12 protein-coding genes are annotated in these 15,447 nt (G+C 55.2%); 3 read left to right on the forward strand and 9 right to left on the reverse strand.

Annotated features, from left to right (window positions below; translation table 11 throughout):
• On the forward strand, window positions 1-572 hold a 572-nt coding region (gene narL, locus MES37_RS19780), incomplete at its 5' end, for a two-component system response regulator NarL (RefSeq protein ID WP_237932469.1).
• A gap of 79 nt (window positions 573-651) precedes the next feature.
• On the opposite strand, the gene MES37_RS19785 is transcribed toward narL, so the two are convergent.
• The 7 genes from MES37_RS19785 to MES37_RS19815 all read right to left on the reverse strand — a co-directional run bounded on the left by MES37_RS19785 (window position 652) and on the right by MES37_RS19815 (window position 13,172).
• Window positions 652-2,052, reverse strand: coding sequence for a YchO/YchP family invasin (locus MES37_RS19785; RefSeq protein ID WP_237932471.1), 1,401 nt, complete (start codon window positions 2,050-2,052; stop codon window positions 652-654).
• A gap of 66 nt (window positions 2,053-2,118) precedes the next feature.
• A complete protein-coding gene (locus MES37_RS19790; RefSeq protein ID WP_064547363.1) occupies window positions 2,119-4,698 on the reverse strand; it encodes a nitrate reductase in 2,580 nt (859 codons plus the stop codon).
• On the reverse strand, window positions 4,695-8,762 hold the full coding sequence (gene nirB / locus MES37_RS19795; protein ID WP_074388578.1) for a nitrite reductase large subunit NirB: 4,068 nt from the start codon (window positions 8,760-8,762) through the stop codon (window positions 4,695-4,697). Before nirB ends, MES37_RS19790 begins: the two co-directional genes overlap by 4 nt.
• Before the next feature lie 10 nt (window positions 8,763-8,772).
• Window positions 8,773-9,561, reverse strand: coding sequence for an ABC transporter ATP-binding protein (locus MES37_RS19800; RefSeq protein ID WP_064547365.1), 789 nt, complete (start codon window positions 9,559-9,561; stop codon window positions 8,773-8,775).
• 10 nt (window positions 9,562-9,571) lie between these two features.
• Complete coding sequence (ntrB, locus tag MES37_RS19805) at window positions 9,572-10,453, reverse strand: nitrate ABC transporter permease (RefSeq protein WP_064547367.1); 882 nt, start codon at window positions 10,451-10,453, stop codon at window positions 9,572-9,574.
• Window positions 10,454-10,463: 10 nt separating this feature from the next.
• Window positions 10,464-11,717 carry a CmpA/NrtA family ABC transporter substrate-binding protein gene (locus MES37_RS19810; protein WP_064547369.1) on the reverse strand — a complete coding sequence of 418 codons (1,254 nt, stop codon included), beginning with the start codon at window positions 11,715-11,717 and terminating at the stop codon, window positions 10,464-10,466.
• 240 nt (window positions 11,718-11,957) lie between these two features.
• Window positions 11,958-13,172 (reverse strand): nitrate- and nitrite sensing domain-containing protein, encoded by a 1,215-nt coding sequence (locus tag MES37_RS19815; protein WP_064547371.1) that lies wholly within the window; start codon window positions 13,170-13,172, stop codon window positions 11,958-11,960.
• A gap of 83 nt (window positions 13,173-13,255) precedes the next feature.
• Here MES37_RS19815 and MES37_RS19820 point away from each other — a divergent pair, with 83 nt between their 5' ends.
• Complete coding sequence (locus MES37_RS19820) at window positions 13,256-13,609, forward strand: DsrE/DsrF/TusD sulfur relay family protein (RefSeq protein ID WP_064547373.1); 354 nt, start codon at window positions 13,256-13,258, stop codon at window positions 13,607-13,609.
• A gap of 236 nt (window positions 13,610-13,845) precedes the next feature.
• The gene (locus MES37_RS19825) at window positions 13,846-14,091 is read left to right on the forward strand and encodes a DUF1883 domain-containing protein (protein WP_064547375.1); all 246 of its coding nucleotides are present in this window, start codon (window positions 13,846-13,848) and stop codon (window positions 14,089-14,091) included.
• A 41-nt stretch (window positions 14,092-14,132) separates the two neighbouring features.
• On the opposite strand, the gene MES37_RS19830 is transcribed toward MES37_RS19825, so the two are convergent.
• Together MES37_RS19830 and chaB are read right to left on the reverse strand one after the other, a co-directional pair.
• Window positions 14,133-14,828: a gamma-glutamylcyclotransferase gene (locus tag MES37_RS19830; protein WP_064547390.1), complete on the reverse strand. Its 696-nt coding sequence runs from the start codon at window positions 14,826-14,828 to the stop codon at window positions 14,133-14,135.
• A 225-nt stretch (window positions 14,829-15,053) separates the two neighbouring features.
• Window positions 15,054-15,284: a putative cation transport regulator ChaB gene (gene chaB, locus MES37_RS19835; protein WP_064547377.1), complete on the reverse strand. Its 231-nt coding sequence runs from the start codon at window positions 15,282-15,284 to the stop codon at window positions 15,054-15,056.
• Between the last annotated feature and the right edge of the window lie 163 nt (window positions 15,285-15,447).

Below are 15,447 nucleotides of genomic sequence, written 5' to 3' on the forward strand. Positions count from 1 at the left end.
GTATGGCGCCGGAGTTAGCCGTCGTGGGTGAAGCGGGCAATGGTGCGCAAGGCGTGCTACTGGCGGAGGAACTCGACCCGGATCTGATTCTGCTGGATTTGAATATGCCGGGTATGAACGGTCTGGAAACGCTGGACTGCCTGCGTGAAAAGCCGCTTTCTGGCCGCATCGTGGTGTTTAGCGTGTCGAACCATGAAGAAGATGTGGTGACGGCGCTGAAAAGAGGCGCAGATGGTTATTTGTTGAAAGACATGGAACCGGAAGATTTGCTGAAAGCCTTGCAACAAGCCGCCGCCGGGGAAATGGTACTGAGTGAAGCGTTAACGCCAGTGCTGGCTGCCAGTTTGCGCGCCAACCGCGCCACCTCTGACCGTGATGTGAATCTGCTTACGCCGCGCGAGCGCGACATTCTCAAACTTATCGCCCAGGGCTTGCCGAACAAGATGATCGCACGCCGTCTGGACATCACCGAAAGTACGGTGAAGGTTCACGTTAAGCATTTGTTGAAGAAGATGAAGCTTAAATCCCGCGTTGAAGCGGCGGTCTGGGTGCATCAGGATCGTATTTTCTGATGGTTTGAATGATGGAAAAGAATGGTGGATGACGCTGCGCTTATCCACCCTACAAAATCCCGTCATCCGACATAACCTACTATTCGGGCAACAACTCATATCTGGGGTCACCAACCGGGTTGACAATCAACGGCTCTGCCAGCTGCAGCGTAATCCAGTTAGAGGTCACTTTCTGGCCTTTATCATCCTCGATAACTACCGAAAGACGGAACTCATTGGGCCCTTGCTCGCTCCATGCTGGCATAATCATGCTCCAGCCGCTGGTGTCACGATTATCTGCAGGTGGCGTCAAACTCAGCGCCTGGGTGTCACCCTGCCAGATTACGCTGCGGATACCATGACTGGCGCGGATTTGCAGCTTCAGTGCCACAGTCTCACCAGGCTGTAATTCCCAGGGGGGTGTCGCCAAAAAGACCGCCAGCGTTTTACGTTGACGATATTCCATCACCGGCAGCGAATTACGTTCCACGTTGTCGTAGCGGCTACCGCGCAGCGAACTGGTGGTGGCGACCTCAGCCGCAGAAATCTGCTTACTCACCGGCACACCAAAACGATAATTCACTTTCAGGCCAAGGTTATCCTGCGAGACACCACTTTCCCCCTGCTTATGCTGGGCGGTCAGCGTCAATAACGGGATGGGGGTATAATTCAGCCCCATCGTCACCGCCACCGGGTTGCGATAACCGGTGCCGCTATCAAACAGGTCAACGCTGTTACCAAAATACTTCTCAAAGCTCAGGCTAGTATTGATGTGCCGGTAAAACGGTAACCAGGCCTGTGCGGTCACGTCGTAACCCCGTGCCAGGCGCTGCTCCATCGTTTCACTTTCGCCTTCTTGCCAGTTTTTTAGCGGTTGATAGAAATTTGTCGAAAGACGTAAATATTCGCCCCACGCTTCGGCACCAAACCCTGCGCGCTGCGAATGGGTGGAAAGCTGATTGTCGTAAAACGCGTTGTAGCCCAATAGCCAGTCACCGGCAACCCAACGTTGCCCGGCCCCAAGGTTGCCGATGGTGCCATCATCGCGCTGGGTAAACCCCACCTGGCTCCAGGTCAAATAACGGCTGTTATCTTCCCACGGGCTAAACAGCGAGGCGTTGCTGCCATTCCAGTTACCGTGTTCATCCACCCGCAAATTGATACTGGCTTTACCCCACGGCGATAACAGCGATTCCGCTTCGTTGGTCACTTTGCTGGTTAACACATCGCGCAACCGGGCAAAAGCGAACATCCGCGCCTGATCGCCCGCATCCAGCCCATCATCAACCATGCTGGCTTCACCGAATTTTTTTGCCATGGCGGCAATTTCGCGTGCAGCCGCGTCCGATTCCGGGGCTATTCCCAGGTCGGGCAACTGTTCGGTTGATTGGTCAAAAGGGTTTTCGGCTTTCTCGATAAAGGTCTGCCGGGTACTGGCAGCCCCTCCTGCGCTGAGGAGTGCGTACGACAAGGTGAAAAATGGAACTGCTTTTCTAAACATCTGGAAATTATAACATCACCCCACCGCAATTCATTCCCAAACTCGTAAACCCAGATTACTCCGGTTTTACTTCAACAACGCTTTGAGTTCAGGAATACAGGATCCGCAGTTTGTGCCGCAGCGCAGTTTTTCACCTAACTGGGCGACCGACCGGCATCCCCCGGCGATGGCAGCAAGGATCGTTTTCTCTCCCACGCCAAAGCAGCTACACACCGTGGCCCCCGTATCAGGTTGTGTGTCGGGTGCCTTTCCGGCCAGCAGGCGATGGCGTTCCGATGCCGTTGTCGGGGCCTGTTCAAAAGCGCTGAGCACCGCTGCCGCACTGATGTCTTGCCAGCCATTTGCGCTATAAAAAGCCAGCTGTAACTCCCCGTGATACCAGGCGAGCACATGGTGAAACTGACCGTCTCCGCAGGCGGTTTGCAACTGCCAGCCACGCCCTGCGGCAAGCGTTTCAATCCACGCTTTAGCGTCGCTGTCTGCCGCACACAGGAAATGGTGAACACCGGGTGTTGCTTGCTTCCACCAGTGAAACTCCTCGCCGAAGGCGATAGCGACCCTGGCAAAAATCTCTCCGCACCATGCGGGCTGCCAGCGCTGAATACGTACTGCGGTTTGCTTACTTTCAGGCTGCCCGGAATGCGGGTCACATACGCTTGCCACCAGGCTGTTAATCTGCCCTTTTCGCGCAAATTGCTGATTCCAGTGCATCGGCACAAAGACGTTCCCCGGTAACTGGCTTTCGCTCACCCGCACCTTCGCCACCATGCCACCGGAACGCGAGGCCACTCTGACCAACCCTTCATGGGTGACACCGTAACGTTTCGCATCCCTCGGGTGAATTTCCATAATCGGCATAGTGATGTGCTGCATCAGGCGCGGCACGCTCCCGGTACGCGTCATGGTATGCCATTGATCGCGAATGCGTCCGCTGTTCAGAATCAACGGATAATAATGGTCGACTTTTGCCTGCGGTAAAACCGGTTCCACCGGCAGCAGTTGAAACTTTCCATTCTCGCGCCAGCTTTTAAATGATGAATGTGCATCTCCTGAAACCGGCCAGCGCACAGGTTCCAGCGCGTCGTATTGTTCACTCGTCATGTACGCCAGGTTGCTGATATCAAATGCACGAGTGCCATTATTTTCATAACCTGAAAGCGCTGCGTGTTCGCTGAAAATTTGCTGCGGATGCTGCCAGTCAAAGGCCTCGCGATAACCCAGGCGCCGGGCTATTTGCGCCACCATCCACCAGTCGGCGCGAGCCTCACCCGGCGCCGGTAGAAACGCGCGCTGGCGCGAAATTCGCCGTTCAGAGTTAGTGACGGTGCCGTTTTTCTCCCCCCACGCCAGAGCCGGAAATTTAACGCTGGCGAAGCGCGAAGTATCTGTTTCGCACACCACATCTGAGACAATCACCAACGGGCACCGCGCCAGCGCCTGCGCCACACGGGAGTTATCCGGCAGCGATACCACCGGGTTGGTCCCCATAATCCACACGGCCTTCACTTCACCGCGCCCTATCGCCTCGAACAGTTCAACCGCCATCAATCCTGGCGTTTCGGCAATGCGTTCGCTGCCCCAAAAGCGCCCCAGACGGGCAATATCCGCAGGCTCGAAATTCATATGGCAGGCCAGCTGATTCGCCAGACCGCCCACTTCTCGCCCGCCCATCGCATTTGGCTGCCCGGTCAGCGAAAACGGACCGCAACCTCCGCGCCCAATTTTTCCGCTCGCAAGGTGAACGTTAATGATAGCGTTGCATTTGTCACTGCCGCTCGACGATTGATTGATGCCCATGGTGTAAAGCGTCATCGCCCGATTGGCCTGCGTAAACCATTGCCAGAATGTCTGCACCGCAGCGCTTTCGAGCTGACAAAAATCGGCACATTTCTCCAGGCTCCACTCGGCAGCGATTTCAAGCGCTGCGTTTTGGCCATCAAAAGAATTAATAGCCAAAGACGGCTGCAAAATATTCAGCAGCCCGACAAACAAGGCGGCATCACTTCCGGGGCGCAGCGCCAGGTGTAAATCGGCAATGTCGCAGGTGGCGGTACGGCGTGGGTCGATAACCACCACTTTCATCTGCGGACGCAGTTTTTTAACCTGAGCCAGGCGTTGATACAGCACCGGATGCGCCCAGGCCGCATTGGATCCGACCAGAATAACCAAATCGGTTTGCTCAAGATCCTCATAGCTACACGGCACAAAATCTGCGCCAAAGGCGCGTTTATACCCCACCACCGCTGACGACATGCACAGCCGTGAATTGGTGTCGATATTGCCCGCACCGATAAACCCCTTCATCAGTTTATTGGCGGCGTAATAATCTTCGGTCAGCAACTGGCCGGAAGCGTAGAACGCGACCGCTTTTGGGCCAAACTCATTAATAATGGCCTGCAATCGGTTGGCGGTTTCATCCAGCGCCGCGTCCCAGCTCACGCGTTCGCCGCCGACTTCCGGGTAAAGCAAACGCCCGTCAAGGCCAAGCGTTTCTCCGAGCGCGGCGCCTTTAACGCACAGCCGCCCAAAATTTGCCGGGTGATGTTTATCACCGGTTATCTCGTAGCCGCCATTTTCTGCTGGCCGGGCTTCAACGCCACACCCGACTCCGCAATAAGGGCAAGTGGTGCGCACCACGCTATTCATGATGCCTCCGCACGCAAAATTAGCGCCTGACTCCCGACCCACACGGTGCCATGTTCTACTTTGACCGGCCAGGCACGAACCGCCTGCTCACCGTCCTGCATACGCCCATCGCGCAGGCGAATACGATGTTTGTAGAGCGGCGAAATCACAATCGGCTCGCCGGAAGCGTCACCAACAATCCCGCGAGAAAGCACGTTCGCATCGCTGCCAGGCTCCAGGTTATCCAGCGCGTAAATGGCATCACCAATACGGAACAGCGCGATTTGCAACTCGCCCAAACGTGCGCCAATACCTGCCTGCGCCGGGATTGCACTGATATCGCACACCGCCTGCCATGGTTTGGCTGGCGTCGTGGCGGGCAGATGGACAACTTCGCTGACCGGCTGTAGCTGCCCGCGCAGAGTCTGGCGTTGCACCGCTTCGTCGGGTTGTTCGCTGTTGACATAAGAGCGGAACAACGCCAGGTGGTCCGGGCTGTTAAGCGTGGTCTGCCATTCGCACTGGTAAGTCTCCACCACGCCCGCCATCTCTTTTTCCAGCTCATCGGCAAGGCCAAGACTGTCGTTGAGTATGACGTCGCGCAGATATTCAATGCCGCCTTCAAGGTTATCCATCCAGGTACTGGTGCGCTGCAAACGGTCTGCGGTGCGGATGTAAAACATCAGCAAACAGTCGATGGTGCGGATCAGTGTTTCACGGTCAAGATCGCTGGCGAACAGATCGGCGTGCCGCGGCTTCATGCCGCCGTTGCCGCACACGTAGAGGTTCCAGCCTTTGTCGGTGGCAATCACGCCGATGTCTTTGCTTTGCGCTTCGGCACATTCTCTGGTGCAGCCCGAAACAGCCATTTTGATTTTGTGCGGAGAGCGCAAACCTTTGTAGCGGTTCTCAAGCTCAATCGCCAGGCCGGTAGAATCCTGCACGCCGTAGCGGCACCAGGTTGAACCAACGCAAGATTTCACCGTGCGCAATGATTTACCGTAGGCGTGCCCGGTTTCAAACCCAGCCGCCACCAGCTCTTCCCAGATGGCGGGCAGTTCTTCGAGGCGTGCACCAAACAAATCGATACGCTGACCGCCGGTAATTTTGCTGTACAGCTGATAGCGTTTTGCCACCTGGCCTATGGCAATAAGCCCATCCGGCGTGATTTCCCCGGCAGGCACACGCGGTACAATGGAGTAAGTACCGTCTTTCTGGATGTTAGCGAAATAGCGGTCGTTGGTGTCCTGGAGCGGAAGATGCGCTGGTTTTAATAAGTACTCATTCCAGCACGATGCCAGCACCGACGCAGCAAGCGGTTTGCAAATTTCGCAACCGTGCCCATGACCGTAGCGGCTAATCAGCTGTTCAAAACTGTGGATATGGTTAACGCGCACCAGATGGTAGATTTCCTGGCGTGAGTACCGGAAGTGTTCGCAAATATCCTTTTTCACTTCAACACCCTGCTCTTGCAACTGGTATTCCATCACCTGTTTCACCAGGGCTGAACAACCGCCGCAGCCCGTTGCTGCTTTGGTGCAGGTTTTAATGGCCCCCATGTCGCCCGCTCCGTTGCTCACCGCGGCACAAATATCGGCTTTGCTGACGTTATGGCAGGAGCAAATCTGTGCGGTTTCCGGTAATGCCGCAACCCCCAGACCTTTTGGCACGCCACCTGCGGATACAGGCAGAATCAGGCTTTCGGGCTGTGCGGGGAGCGCCATGCCGTTGAGCATCATTTGCAGCAACGTAGCGTATTCCTGGCTGTCACCCACCAGCACGCCGCCGAGCAGGGTTTTGTTGTCGGCAGACACCACAATCTTTTTGTAGATCTGCTGCGGGCCGTTAGTCCACTGGTAGCTTTGGCTGCCGGGTGTGCGCCCGAGTGCATCGCCAAACGATGCCACTTCAATGCCGAGCAATTTGAGTTTGGTGCTCATATCCGCCCCCCGGAATACGGACTCTTGCCCGGCAAGCGCTGCCGCCGCGACGCGCGCCATTTGATAACCCGGCGCCACCAGGCCATAGATTTTCCCTTCCCACAGCGCACATTCACCGATAGCGTAAATCGCGTTATCGCTGGTCTGGCAGCTGTCGTTGATCACAATGCCGCCACGTTCGCCAAGGGCGAGTTCGCTGCTGCGAGCCAGTGCATCCTGCGGGCGGATCCCGGCGGAAAAGACAATGAGGTCGGTACTCAGCGTTTCGCCGTCAGCGAAATTAAGCTGCAAACCATCGGTATCTGTAATGGCCGTCGTCGATTTGCTGGTATGCACCTGCACGCCGATATCGCTGATTTTCTCACGCAGCATCGTCGCCCCCGCGTTATCGAGTTGTACCGCCATCAGATTTGGGGCGAACTCCACCACATGCGTTTCCAGTCCAAGCTGTTTGAGAGCATTCGCCGCTTCCAGCCCGAGCAAACCTCCGCCAATCACAACACCACGTCTGGCGTGACGCGCACGTTGCGCGATAGCATCCAGATCGTCGAGCGTGCGATAGACAAAGCACCCGGGCAAATCGTTGCCGGGAACCGGCGGGACAAACGGATAAGATCCTGTCGCCAGCACCAGTTTATCGAAGTAGGTTTCACGCCCTTCGCTGTCGCGCACAACGCGCTGTTGGCGGTCAATCGCAACGATTTTGCTCTGACAACGCAGCTCAATCCCGTGTTGGTTAAAGAAATCGCCCTGCACCATCGAGAGCGATTCGGCGCTACGGCCCGCAAAATATTCCGAGAGATGCACGCGGTCATACGCTGGGTGGCGCTCCTCGCCGAACACCACGATGTGATAACTGTGATGCAGTTGCTGTGCCACACACTGTTCCAGAAAGTGGTGCCCGACCATACCGTGCCCAATGACTACCAGGGTTGCTTTTGTCATGTCGTCATTTCCAGCAGCCAGCTGCTGCTCATCAGAGTGATATTCATCAAACAGCACGCCAGGTGTAACGGGGGTCGCGCTGAGTAAAATGTCGGTGAGCGCACTGGCGGGCGTGATATCCCCCATCAGCAATGCGCCCACCAGCTTGCCGCCGCGCAAATGCAGGCAGCGATAGTGTTTTGTCAGGGGATCAAAAGCGGTGAGCACACGCGTGTCTGGCTGCCTGCGGATTTCACCTGCGGAAAACAGCGGAATACCGCTGACTTTCAGGCGCGTGCCGCAGTCCTGATAGCAAAAGTCGTGCGCTGTGTTGCCGCATAAACGGGCGGCTAAAACATCGGCCTGTTGCAAGCAAGGCGCCACCAGCCCCCAGGTTTGCCCGTCAATTTCGCAGCATTCGCCCAGCGCGCTGATATGGGGCATCGAGCTTCGCAGTTGCGCATCGACGGTGATGCCACGCTGGCAGGCAATTCCGGACTCTTGTGCCAACGTAATATTCGGCTTCACACCGGTGGCGATAATCACCCGCCCGGCAGGTAATACCTCGCCGTTGCTTAACGTCACACTGGCATCAGAAATGCGTTCAATGCCGCAATTTAACTGGCATGAAATCCCCCTTTGCGCGAGATGTTCCTCAAGCAGCAAACCCGCCTGCGGGTTAAGTTGAATGTCCATTAGCCACGGCTGGCGGTGAATTAAAGTGACGGGAATACCGCGCGCGCAAAGTGCCGCCGCCGCTTCCACGCCCAGTAAACCGCCGCCAAGTACCACGGCATTTCCCTCGCCGCCCAGGATCGCGTCGACATCCGCCAGGTTGCGAAAACCGTGTACATGCGGCAACTGATGCCCGTCAATCGGCGGGATAAACGGGCGTGAACCGGTGGCAAAAACCAGTTCGTCATATTCGAGCATGCGTTTGTCCGAATGCACGGTACGGCGCTGAGTATTCACTTCTAATACCGCTTCGCCGGTTAAAAGCTCAATACCGTGGGAGACATACCAGGCGGCATCGTGCAATTGTGTCGTGCCGGCGGTTTTCTCCCCCGCCAGCACCGGCGAGAGCAAAATGCGGTTGTAGCTCAGAGCGGGCTCCTCACCAAAAACAGTGATGGCAAACTGCCCCGCCGCTTGCGCGACAATTTGTTCGACCAGGCGGATGGCCGCCATGCCGTTGCCGATAACAATCAGACGTCGCATCATGAGCGTTCCCTCAGGCAGCCTTTGGCTGCTTTTCGTAGAGGAAGCGCAGCACTTGCTGGCGCAGATGGTGATAGCGGCTGTCCTCCGCCAGTTCCACACGATTACGCGGGCGCGGTAAATCAACCTGTAATGTTTCACCTACCGTAGCCGCCGGGCCGTTGGTCATCATCAGCACGCGATCTGAGAGCAAAACGGCTTCATCAACGTCATGAGTGATCAGCACGATGGTGGTATGCAACTCTTGTTGTATGTGCATTACCGCATCCTGCAAATGGGCGCGCGTCAAAGCATCGAGCGCCCCGAACGGCTCGTCCATCAGCAGCACTTTCGGTTTCATCGCCAACGCACGGGCAATGCCGACACGCTGTTTCATGCCGCCGGATATTTCACCGGGTCGTTTGTTTATCGCGTGGCCCATTTGCACGCGTTCGAGGTTGTGAACTATCCATTCGCGACGCTCGGCGCGGCTCATGGTGTGACGAAACACTTGATCCACCGCCAGCGCCACGTTTTCAAAGCAGGTCATCCACGGCAGCAGGGAATGGTTCTGGAACACTACGGCGCGCTCCGGCCCCGGCCCGGCGATTTCGCGGTTGTCGCAAAGCAGGCCGCCGTCAGAGGGTAAGGTGATCCCGGCAATCAGATTTAGCAGCGTGGATTTGCCGCAACCCGAGTGCCCTATCAGGCTGATGGTTTCCCCTTCGGCGATATCAAAACTGACGTTGCTCAGGGCTAAAAATTCGCCACTTGCGGTGGAAAAACGTTGGCTGACATTCTGAACCTGGATGATCTTCTTCATTGGTTTCCCCTTATTTTTCCCAGCTAAAATGACGTGCCAATAACATCAAACCCTGTTCGAGCAGCAGCCCGACGACACCGATAATCACAATTGCGATCAGGATGTTTTCGACGTTGAGGTTGTTCCACTCGTTCCAGATCCAAAAGCCAATGCCCAGGCCGCCGGTCAGCATTTCGGCGGCGACAATCACCAGCCACGCAATGCCGATAGATAACCGCACACCGGTTAATACCGCGGGCAAAACCGCCGGGAACAAAATTTTCCGCATCACCGTCCATTCGGAGAGCTGCAGCACACGCGCCACGTTGAGGTAATCGTCCGGGATGCGCTTCACCCCCTCGGCGGTGTTAATCACCATCGGCCAGATGGAACAGATGAAAATGGTCCAGCTCGACGCAGGCTCCGCTTTTTGAAACAGCAGCAGACCAATCGGCAGCCAGGCCAGCGGGCTGACCGGGCGCAAGAGCGAGATAACCGGGTTAAACATGCGGGCTAAGAAGGTAAAGCGACCAATCAGGAAGCCTGCCGGTATACCGACAATGGCGGCGAGGCCGAAGCCAACGGCGACGCGCGCGAGCGAGGCAAGAATATTCCAGCCAATCCCCTGGTCGTTTGGCCCGGCGTTATAGAACGGGTCGGAAAACAGCGTGATGGCCGATTCCAGCGTGCTAAGCGGCGTCGGGAAACCTTTACTGTTCAGCGCGGCAATCTGCCAGGCCACCACTAACAATCCCAGTCCCAGAACGGCGGGCACCAGGCGCTGGAAAAAGCTCACGCAATATTTACGCCACTGCGGTGTACGGCGGCGAACGGTGACGGGCGGCAGAACAATCACTTCCCCAACGGTGGTGCTAAGTGCCGTGGCGGGCGGTTTCTGTGCAGGCTGATTCATGTCATTCCCCTTAGCGTTTATTAATGGCGAAACTTGCGGCGTAGGCGGCAGGGTCATTGCCGTTCCAGGTGCTGCCATCCATCAAAGTGCTGCTGCGCATCGGACTTGTGGAGACGGAAATATTGCCCACGGCGGTTGCGGCCTGCTGATAGATGTCGATACGATTGATGCGTTTGGCGATAGCAAGGTAGTCCGGGTCGCTATCCAGCAAGCCCCAGCGGCGGTGCTGGGTCAGGAACCACATGCCGTCGGAAAGCCACGGGAAGGTCACTTCGCCATCACGGAAAAAATGCATGGCGTGGTCGTCCTGCCATTTCTTGCCGATGCCATTGTCGTATTGCCCGAGCATGCGCCCGGTCAGGAAATCGGCTTTGGTGTTGAGGTACGCCCGCCCGGCGAGCACATTAGCGGTTTCGCGGCGGTTGTCGTCGCTGGCATCAATCCAGCGCGATGCCTCAAGAATGGCGGCGACTAAGGCTCGTGCGGTGTTGGGATTTTGTTCCACCCAAGCACTGCGGGTACCGAGGATTTTTTCCGGGTGATCCGGCCAGATTGATTGCGAGGTTGCAGCGGTGAAGCCGATACCGTCGCTGATTGCCCGTTGGTTCCAGGGTTCACCGACGCAAAATCCCTGCATATTGCCAATGCGCATATTCATCACCATTTGTGGCGGCGGAACGACCACGGTGCGCACGTCGGTAAACGGGTTAATGCCCGCCTGCGCCAGCCAGTAATAGAGCCACATCGCGTGGGTACCCGTGGGGAAGGTATGCGCGAAGGTGAAACTTCCCGGCTCTTTGCTGGCCACGAGTTTTTTCAGGCTTTGCGCATCCGTCACGCCCTGCTTTGCGAGATCCATCGAAAGGGAGATGGCCTGGCCGTTGTTGTTAAGCGTCATCAGGTTCGCCATCGATTGCTGTTTACCCGCAATGCCCATTTCCAGGCCATAAACCAGGCCGTACAACACGTGAGCAGCATCGAGTTCACCGGAAACCATTTTGTCGCGCACCGCCGCCCAGCTTGCTTCTTTGCTCGGTACAATTGAAATACCGTACTTTTTATCAAAGCCTTTGACCGCAGCCATGACGACCGAGGCACAATCGGTCAGCGGGATAAACCCGACTTTCACCGTGTTCTGTTCGGGTTTGTCGCTCCCCGCCGCCCACACGGAATTCATCATGCCAGGCAGCAAATATGCACCGCCTAATGCCGCACCCGCCTGTAGAAATCGACGGCGTGAGAGGGTTATGGTTTTGTTGCTCATCGGTTTCATCCTGATAAAAGGGTAAAAAAAAAGCGCCCAACAATGTGGGTCAGCACATTGAAGGACGCCTTTGTCCAACCCGAACCGCACCGCCATTGGCACAATCCAGGTCAAAAATAATCTTCACGTTATTACTGCAACTCGCGTGCCAGGTTAGAAAGCCGATGAAACACGGGTTTTAGGGTAAATCAGCTAAGTCATGCACCGGAAAAACGCATTAAATGCCCACACTTCGTGCAGCTACTCCTTAGTGGGTAGCCGCCAGATATCCGCCACGGACACCATCGCGCTTGCAACATCCACCATGCGTTTGTTCTGGTTCATCGCCATTTTGCGCAGCGTTTGCCACGCCTGTTCTTCGCTGTAACCCTGGTGATGAATCAGCATGGCTTTGGCCTGGTCGATAACTTTGCGCTCTTCAAGCGTGGCCTTGAGCGAGGCTAACTGTTGAGCCATGGTTTCGAGTTGCTGGGCCTGCTGGCGCACCAGCGGTAAAAGATGGCGATCGAAATAACGCTCGCCCTCCTGACCGCCATGTCCGGCGACCCAACTGGCGATGTCGCTCTCGCCGGGTTCCCTTTCTTGCAACACCTGACCAAGTGCCTGCTGCGCTTGCGCCATCACGGCATCGATAAGCGCGTCTTCCACCTCTTTCAGGGCGTCAATTCGCGTCGTTAGCAGCGCAAACCAGCGCAATGCTCGCTGCGGTTCATCCCCATCGTGCAGGAGTCGGGTGCAAGCCATGCGCCGGAGTTGTTCCGTTTCGCGGCACGGTTCCCCACAGTCGAGGAATTGCTGGCGTAGAGGCAACTCCGCCATGCTGCAAAATGCGTCAAAACAGCGTTGCTGGCTATCGATGCGATCCACCAGTTGCTGGCGCAAGGTGTCGCTAAATTCCCCTTGCGTGAAACCCAGCGCACCAATCGCCCGCTCTTGTCCGGCGAGCTCTTTGCCTTGCATAAAACTAAACAACGCCGCCAGAGCCCGAGCCACACCGGCTTCATCTATCACGTTGCTGGTTTCAGGCACAATACTGAGGAGATGGCGCAAGGTGAGATTGAACTGCTCCATCGCATGCAAGGGCTGAATCTGCTGAGCGGTAATTTGCACTCGCAACTCGGGTAACCGTTCAAGGTAATGCAGCGCACACGCGAGACTGACAAACAGAGCACTCCCCGGCAGATAATCGGGTTCAGCGATAGCCAGGCGAAAATGCGCCAGCTCACGATCAACTTCTGCGATACAGCGCTGATGTTGATCGCCAAATAATTGACCGGAGGAGCACAGCCAGATGTTGGAAGCCCCGCGTTCGCGTTGTAGCATGTGCGCGAGCCTGGCTATGCAGCCAGTCAACTCACCGATTTGCAAAATGTCCTGCAATTGCTCACGCCCACGGGTTCGGGCCGCGATTAAAAAGTCGCGAGCAGTAGGATTCGCGGCGACGGTAGCCTTCATATAACGCTCCTGAGCGGCAAGTGTTGCTCTAATGATGCAAAGAATTAAGCAAAAGTCGTGCCGTCGGGCGCAAAGGAGAACAAATGCAAAAAGTTGTGATTATTGCCAACGGGGCTGCTTACGGCAGTGAATCTCTGTTTAACAGTCTGCGCCTGGCCATCGCGTTGTGCGATCAACAGCCGCAGCCGGAAGTGAAACTGTTTTTGATGTCTGATGCAGTGACCGCGGGTTTACGCGGCCAGAAACCTTCTGAAGGCTATAACATTCAGCAAATGCTGGAGATTTTGACTGCGCAGAACGTACCGGTAAAACTGTGCAAGACCTGCACCGACGGGCGCGGCATCACGGCTTTACCTTTGGTTGATGGCGTTGAAATTGGCACGTTAGTTGAACTGGCTGAGTGGACGCTGGCCGCCGATAAAGTCTTAACCTTCTGACACCAGATTTAATGATGACCAGAGGCGAATTTCCCGCATAAAAATTCATCAGCTGAATGGTCTCAGGAATATGTACACTAAAGTTGATTCGTTACAGCATTTTTTGATCGAAGTCAGCATTTCTGACGTCGGGGTCTGGTGTTATGCATAAAGTGTGATTTGTGAACAACATCACTGATCACCAGCAAAACCAGCGGCGCGGATGTCTAACTTTGTTGTGATAGCGGAGTATAAAAATGCCTGTAGTGAAAGCCAGTCTGCATCTTTTCGGCGGTGATACCGTGGTGGTTCACTGTTCAAATAAAAGCCATATTCATTTGATGAGCGACAACAGTTCTGCGGGCAAACCGCAGGCGGATATTTTGAGCGTGGAAGACAGGCAGTCTGCTTATTTGACGGTGCCGTACAGCGGGAAGTGGAAAGTGCTGATTGATAGCCACAGCAAATCGCTTGAGCATTCAATTAGTTATGTTCCTGCTTAAAAGCAGCATTCCGGCTCTGATTAATAAGAGCCGGAATGAATTTATGCGAAGTGAGTTTGTAAATCCCCGTCATCGCCCTTCGGCTGTAGCCAGTCTCTGACTTTATTCACCAGCTCATCCAGGCAATCATCATGCATCCCCCGCTTGATTAACTCTTGTTCCAGCGAGAAGAGATACTGCGCATTGGTGCCCAACGGGCCGCTGGCGGCGGCAATTAACGGCGCGATAATTTCAGCTCGCGTATCGGCTTCGTACAGCGGATGGCGCGGATCCATGATAAAGACCAGCGCGTTGACGACACGGCCATCATCGAGTCCGAGTTTGCACCACGTCGGCAAATAGCAGCCTGTTATCATCTCCCGCTTCCACACCAGCGTCAGCTCATCCTCAAGCATCGCATCGGGTAGGCGGTAGGCCAGACCCGTGGTGCGCCCGCCTTCTTTGAGCGCCAGCATGCGCCCAGGCTGACAAGCGGTTCCGCGCCCTGCCGTCAAACGCAGGCAAAAAGCACGGTGCCAGCCAACAAGCGTTCCTGCGGCCGACTCTTCATATTCAAATGCCGGGTTCCACATCAGGGAGCCATAGCCGAAAATCCATACGGGGCTGTTATCGGGACGGCAAGCCATCGTCGCGGCAAGTGATGCCGAGCGCTGCTCAGGACTCCACAACAACGATTCCTCAATGGAACCAAAAGCTGTCTTACAATCCGCTTTCATTAAGAAATCACGCGTTAACACCATACACCTCCGCCACTGCATACTTCCGTGTGACTACGTCAGATGTGCCTTCCGGGCTTTTTAGTTACTGCTCATATATAGAGCAACATATCTGAGAACATAAGCAATTAGCGGGACGCTGGCAAGTTTGATGACGATCACAAAACAACAAAAATGTCATATTAACTTGCCATACTGATGTGTGTTGCGGCGTTTGAATATGGATATCAATACATTATGTAAGGTTTACTTTTTCTTGTGCCATTTGTCATCGTCCCCTTTTTGATAACCGTGTTTCACCGCCGCCCAGGCAACTTTGTGGGCTGTTTCTTCGCGACTGGCCTCATCGCGACGGTCATCTTTGTCTTTATATTCATCCCATGCGCTATTAAATGCCTCTTTGTAAATATCCTGGGCGTGGGCGGGAAGAACGTTTTGAACACTTTCAGGGAGGTCACTTCGGCTGTTGTAAGGCATCACACCATCCTCAGTCAGGGAAAACTAAAGTGTGAAACAACATATGTGATTTTGCCAGAAATCGGGGTTATTGCTTTTATACAAATTCTATCTCTATGTTTAGTATTGCTTAAAATCAGTAAACTGTGATTTTTATTCATCAGAAATACTATGGCTATATAAG

Origin of the sequence: Buttiauxella sp. S19-1, assembly GCF_022134725.1 — a bacterium.
In the GTDB taxonomy this organism is placed as follows: Bacteria; Pseudomonadota; Gammaproteobacteria; order Enterobacterales; family Enterobacteriaceae; genus Buttiauxella; species Buttiauxella ferragutiae.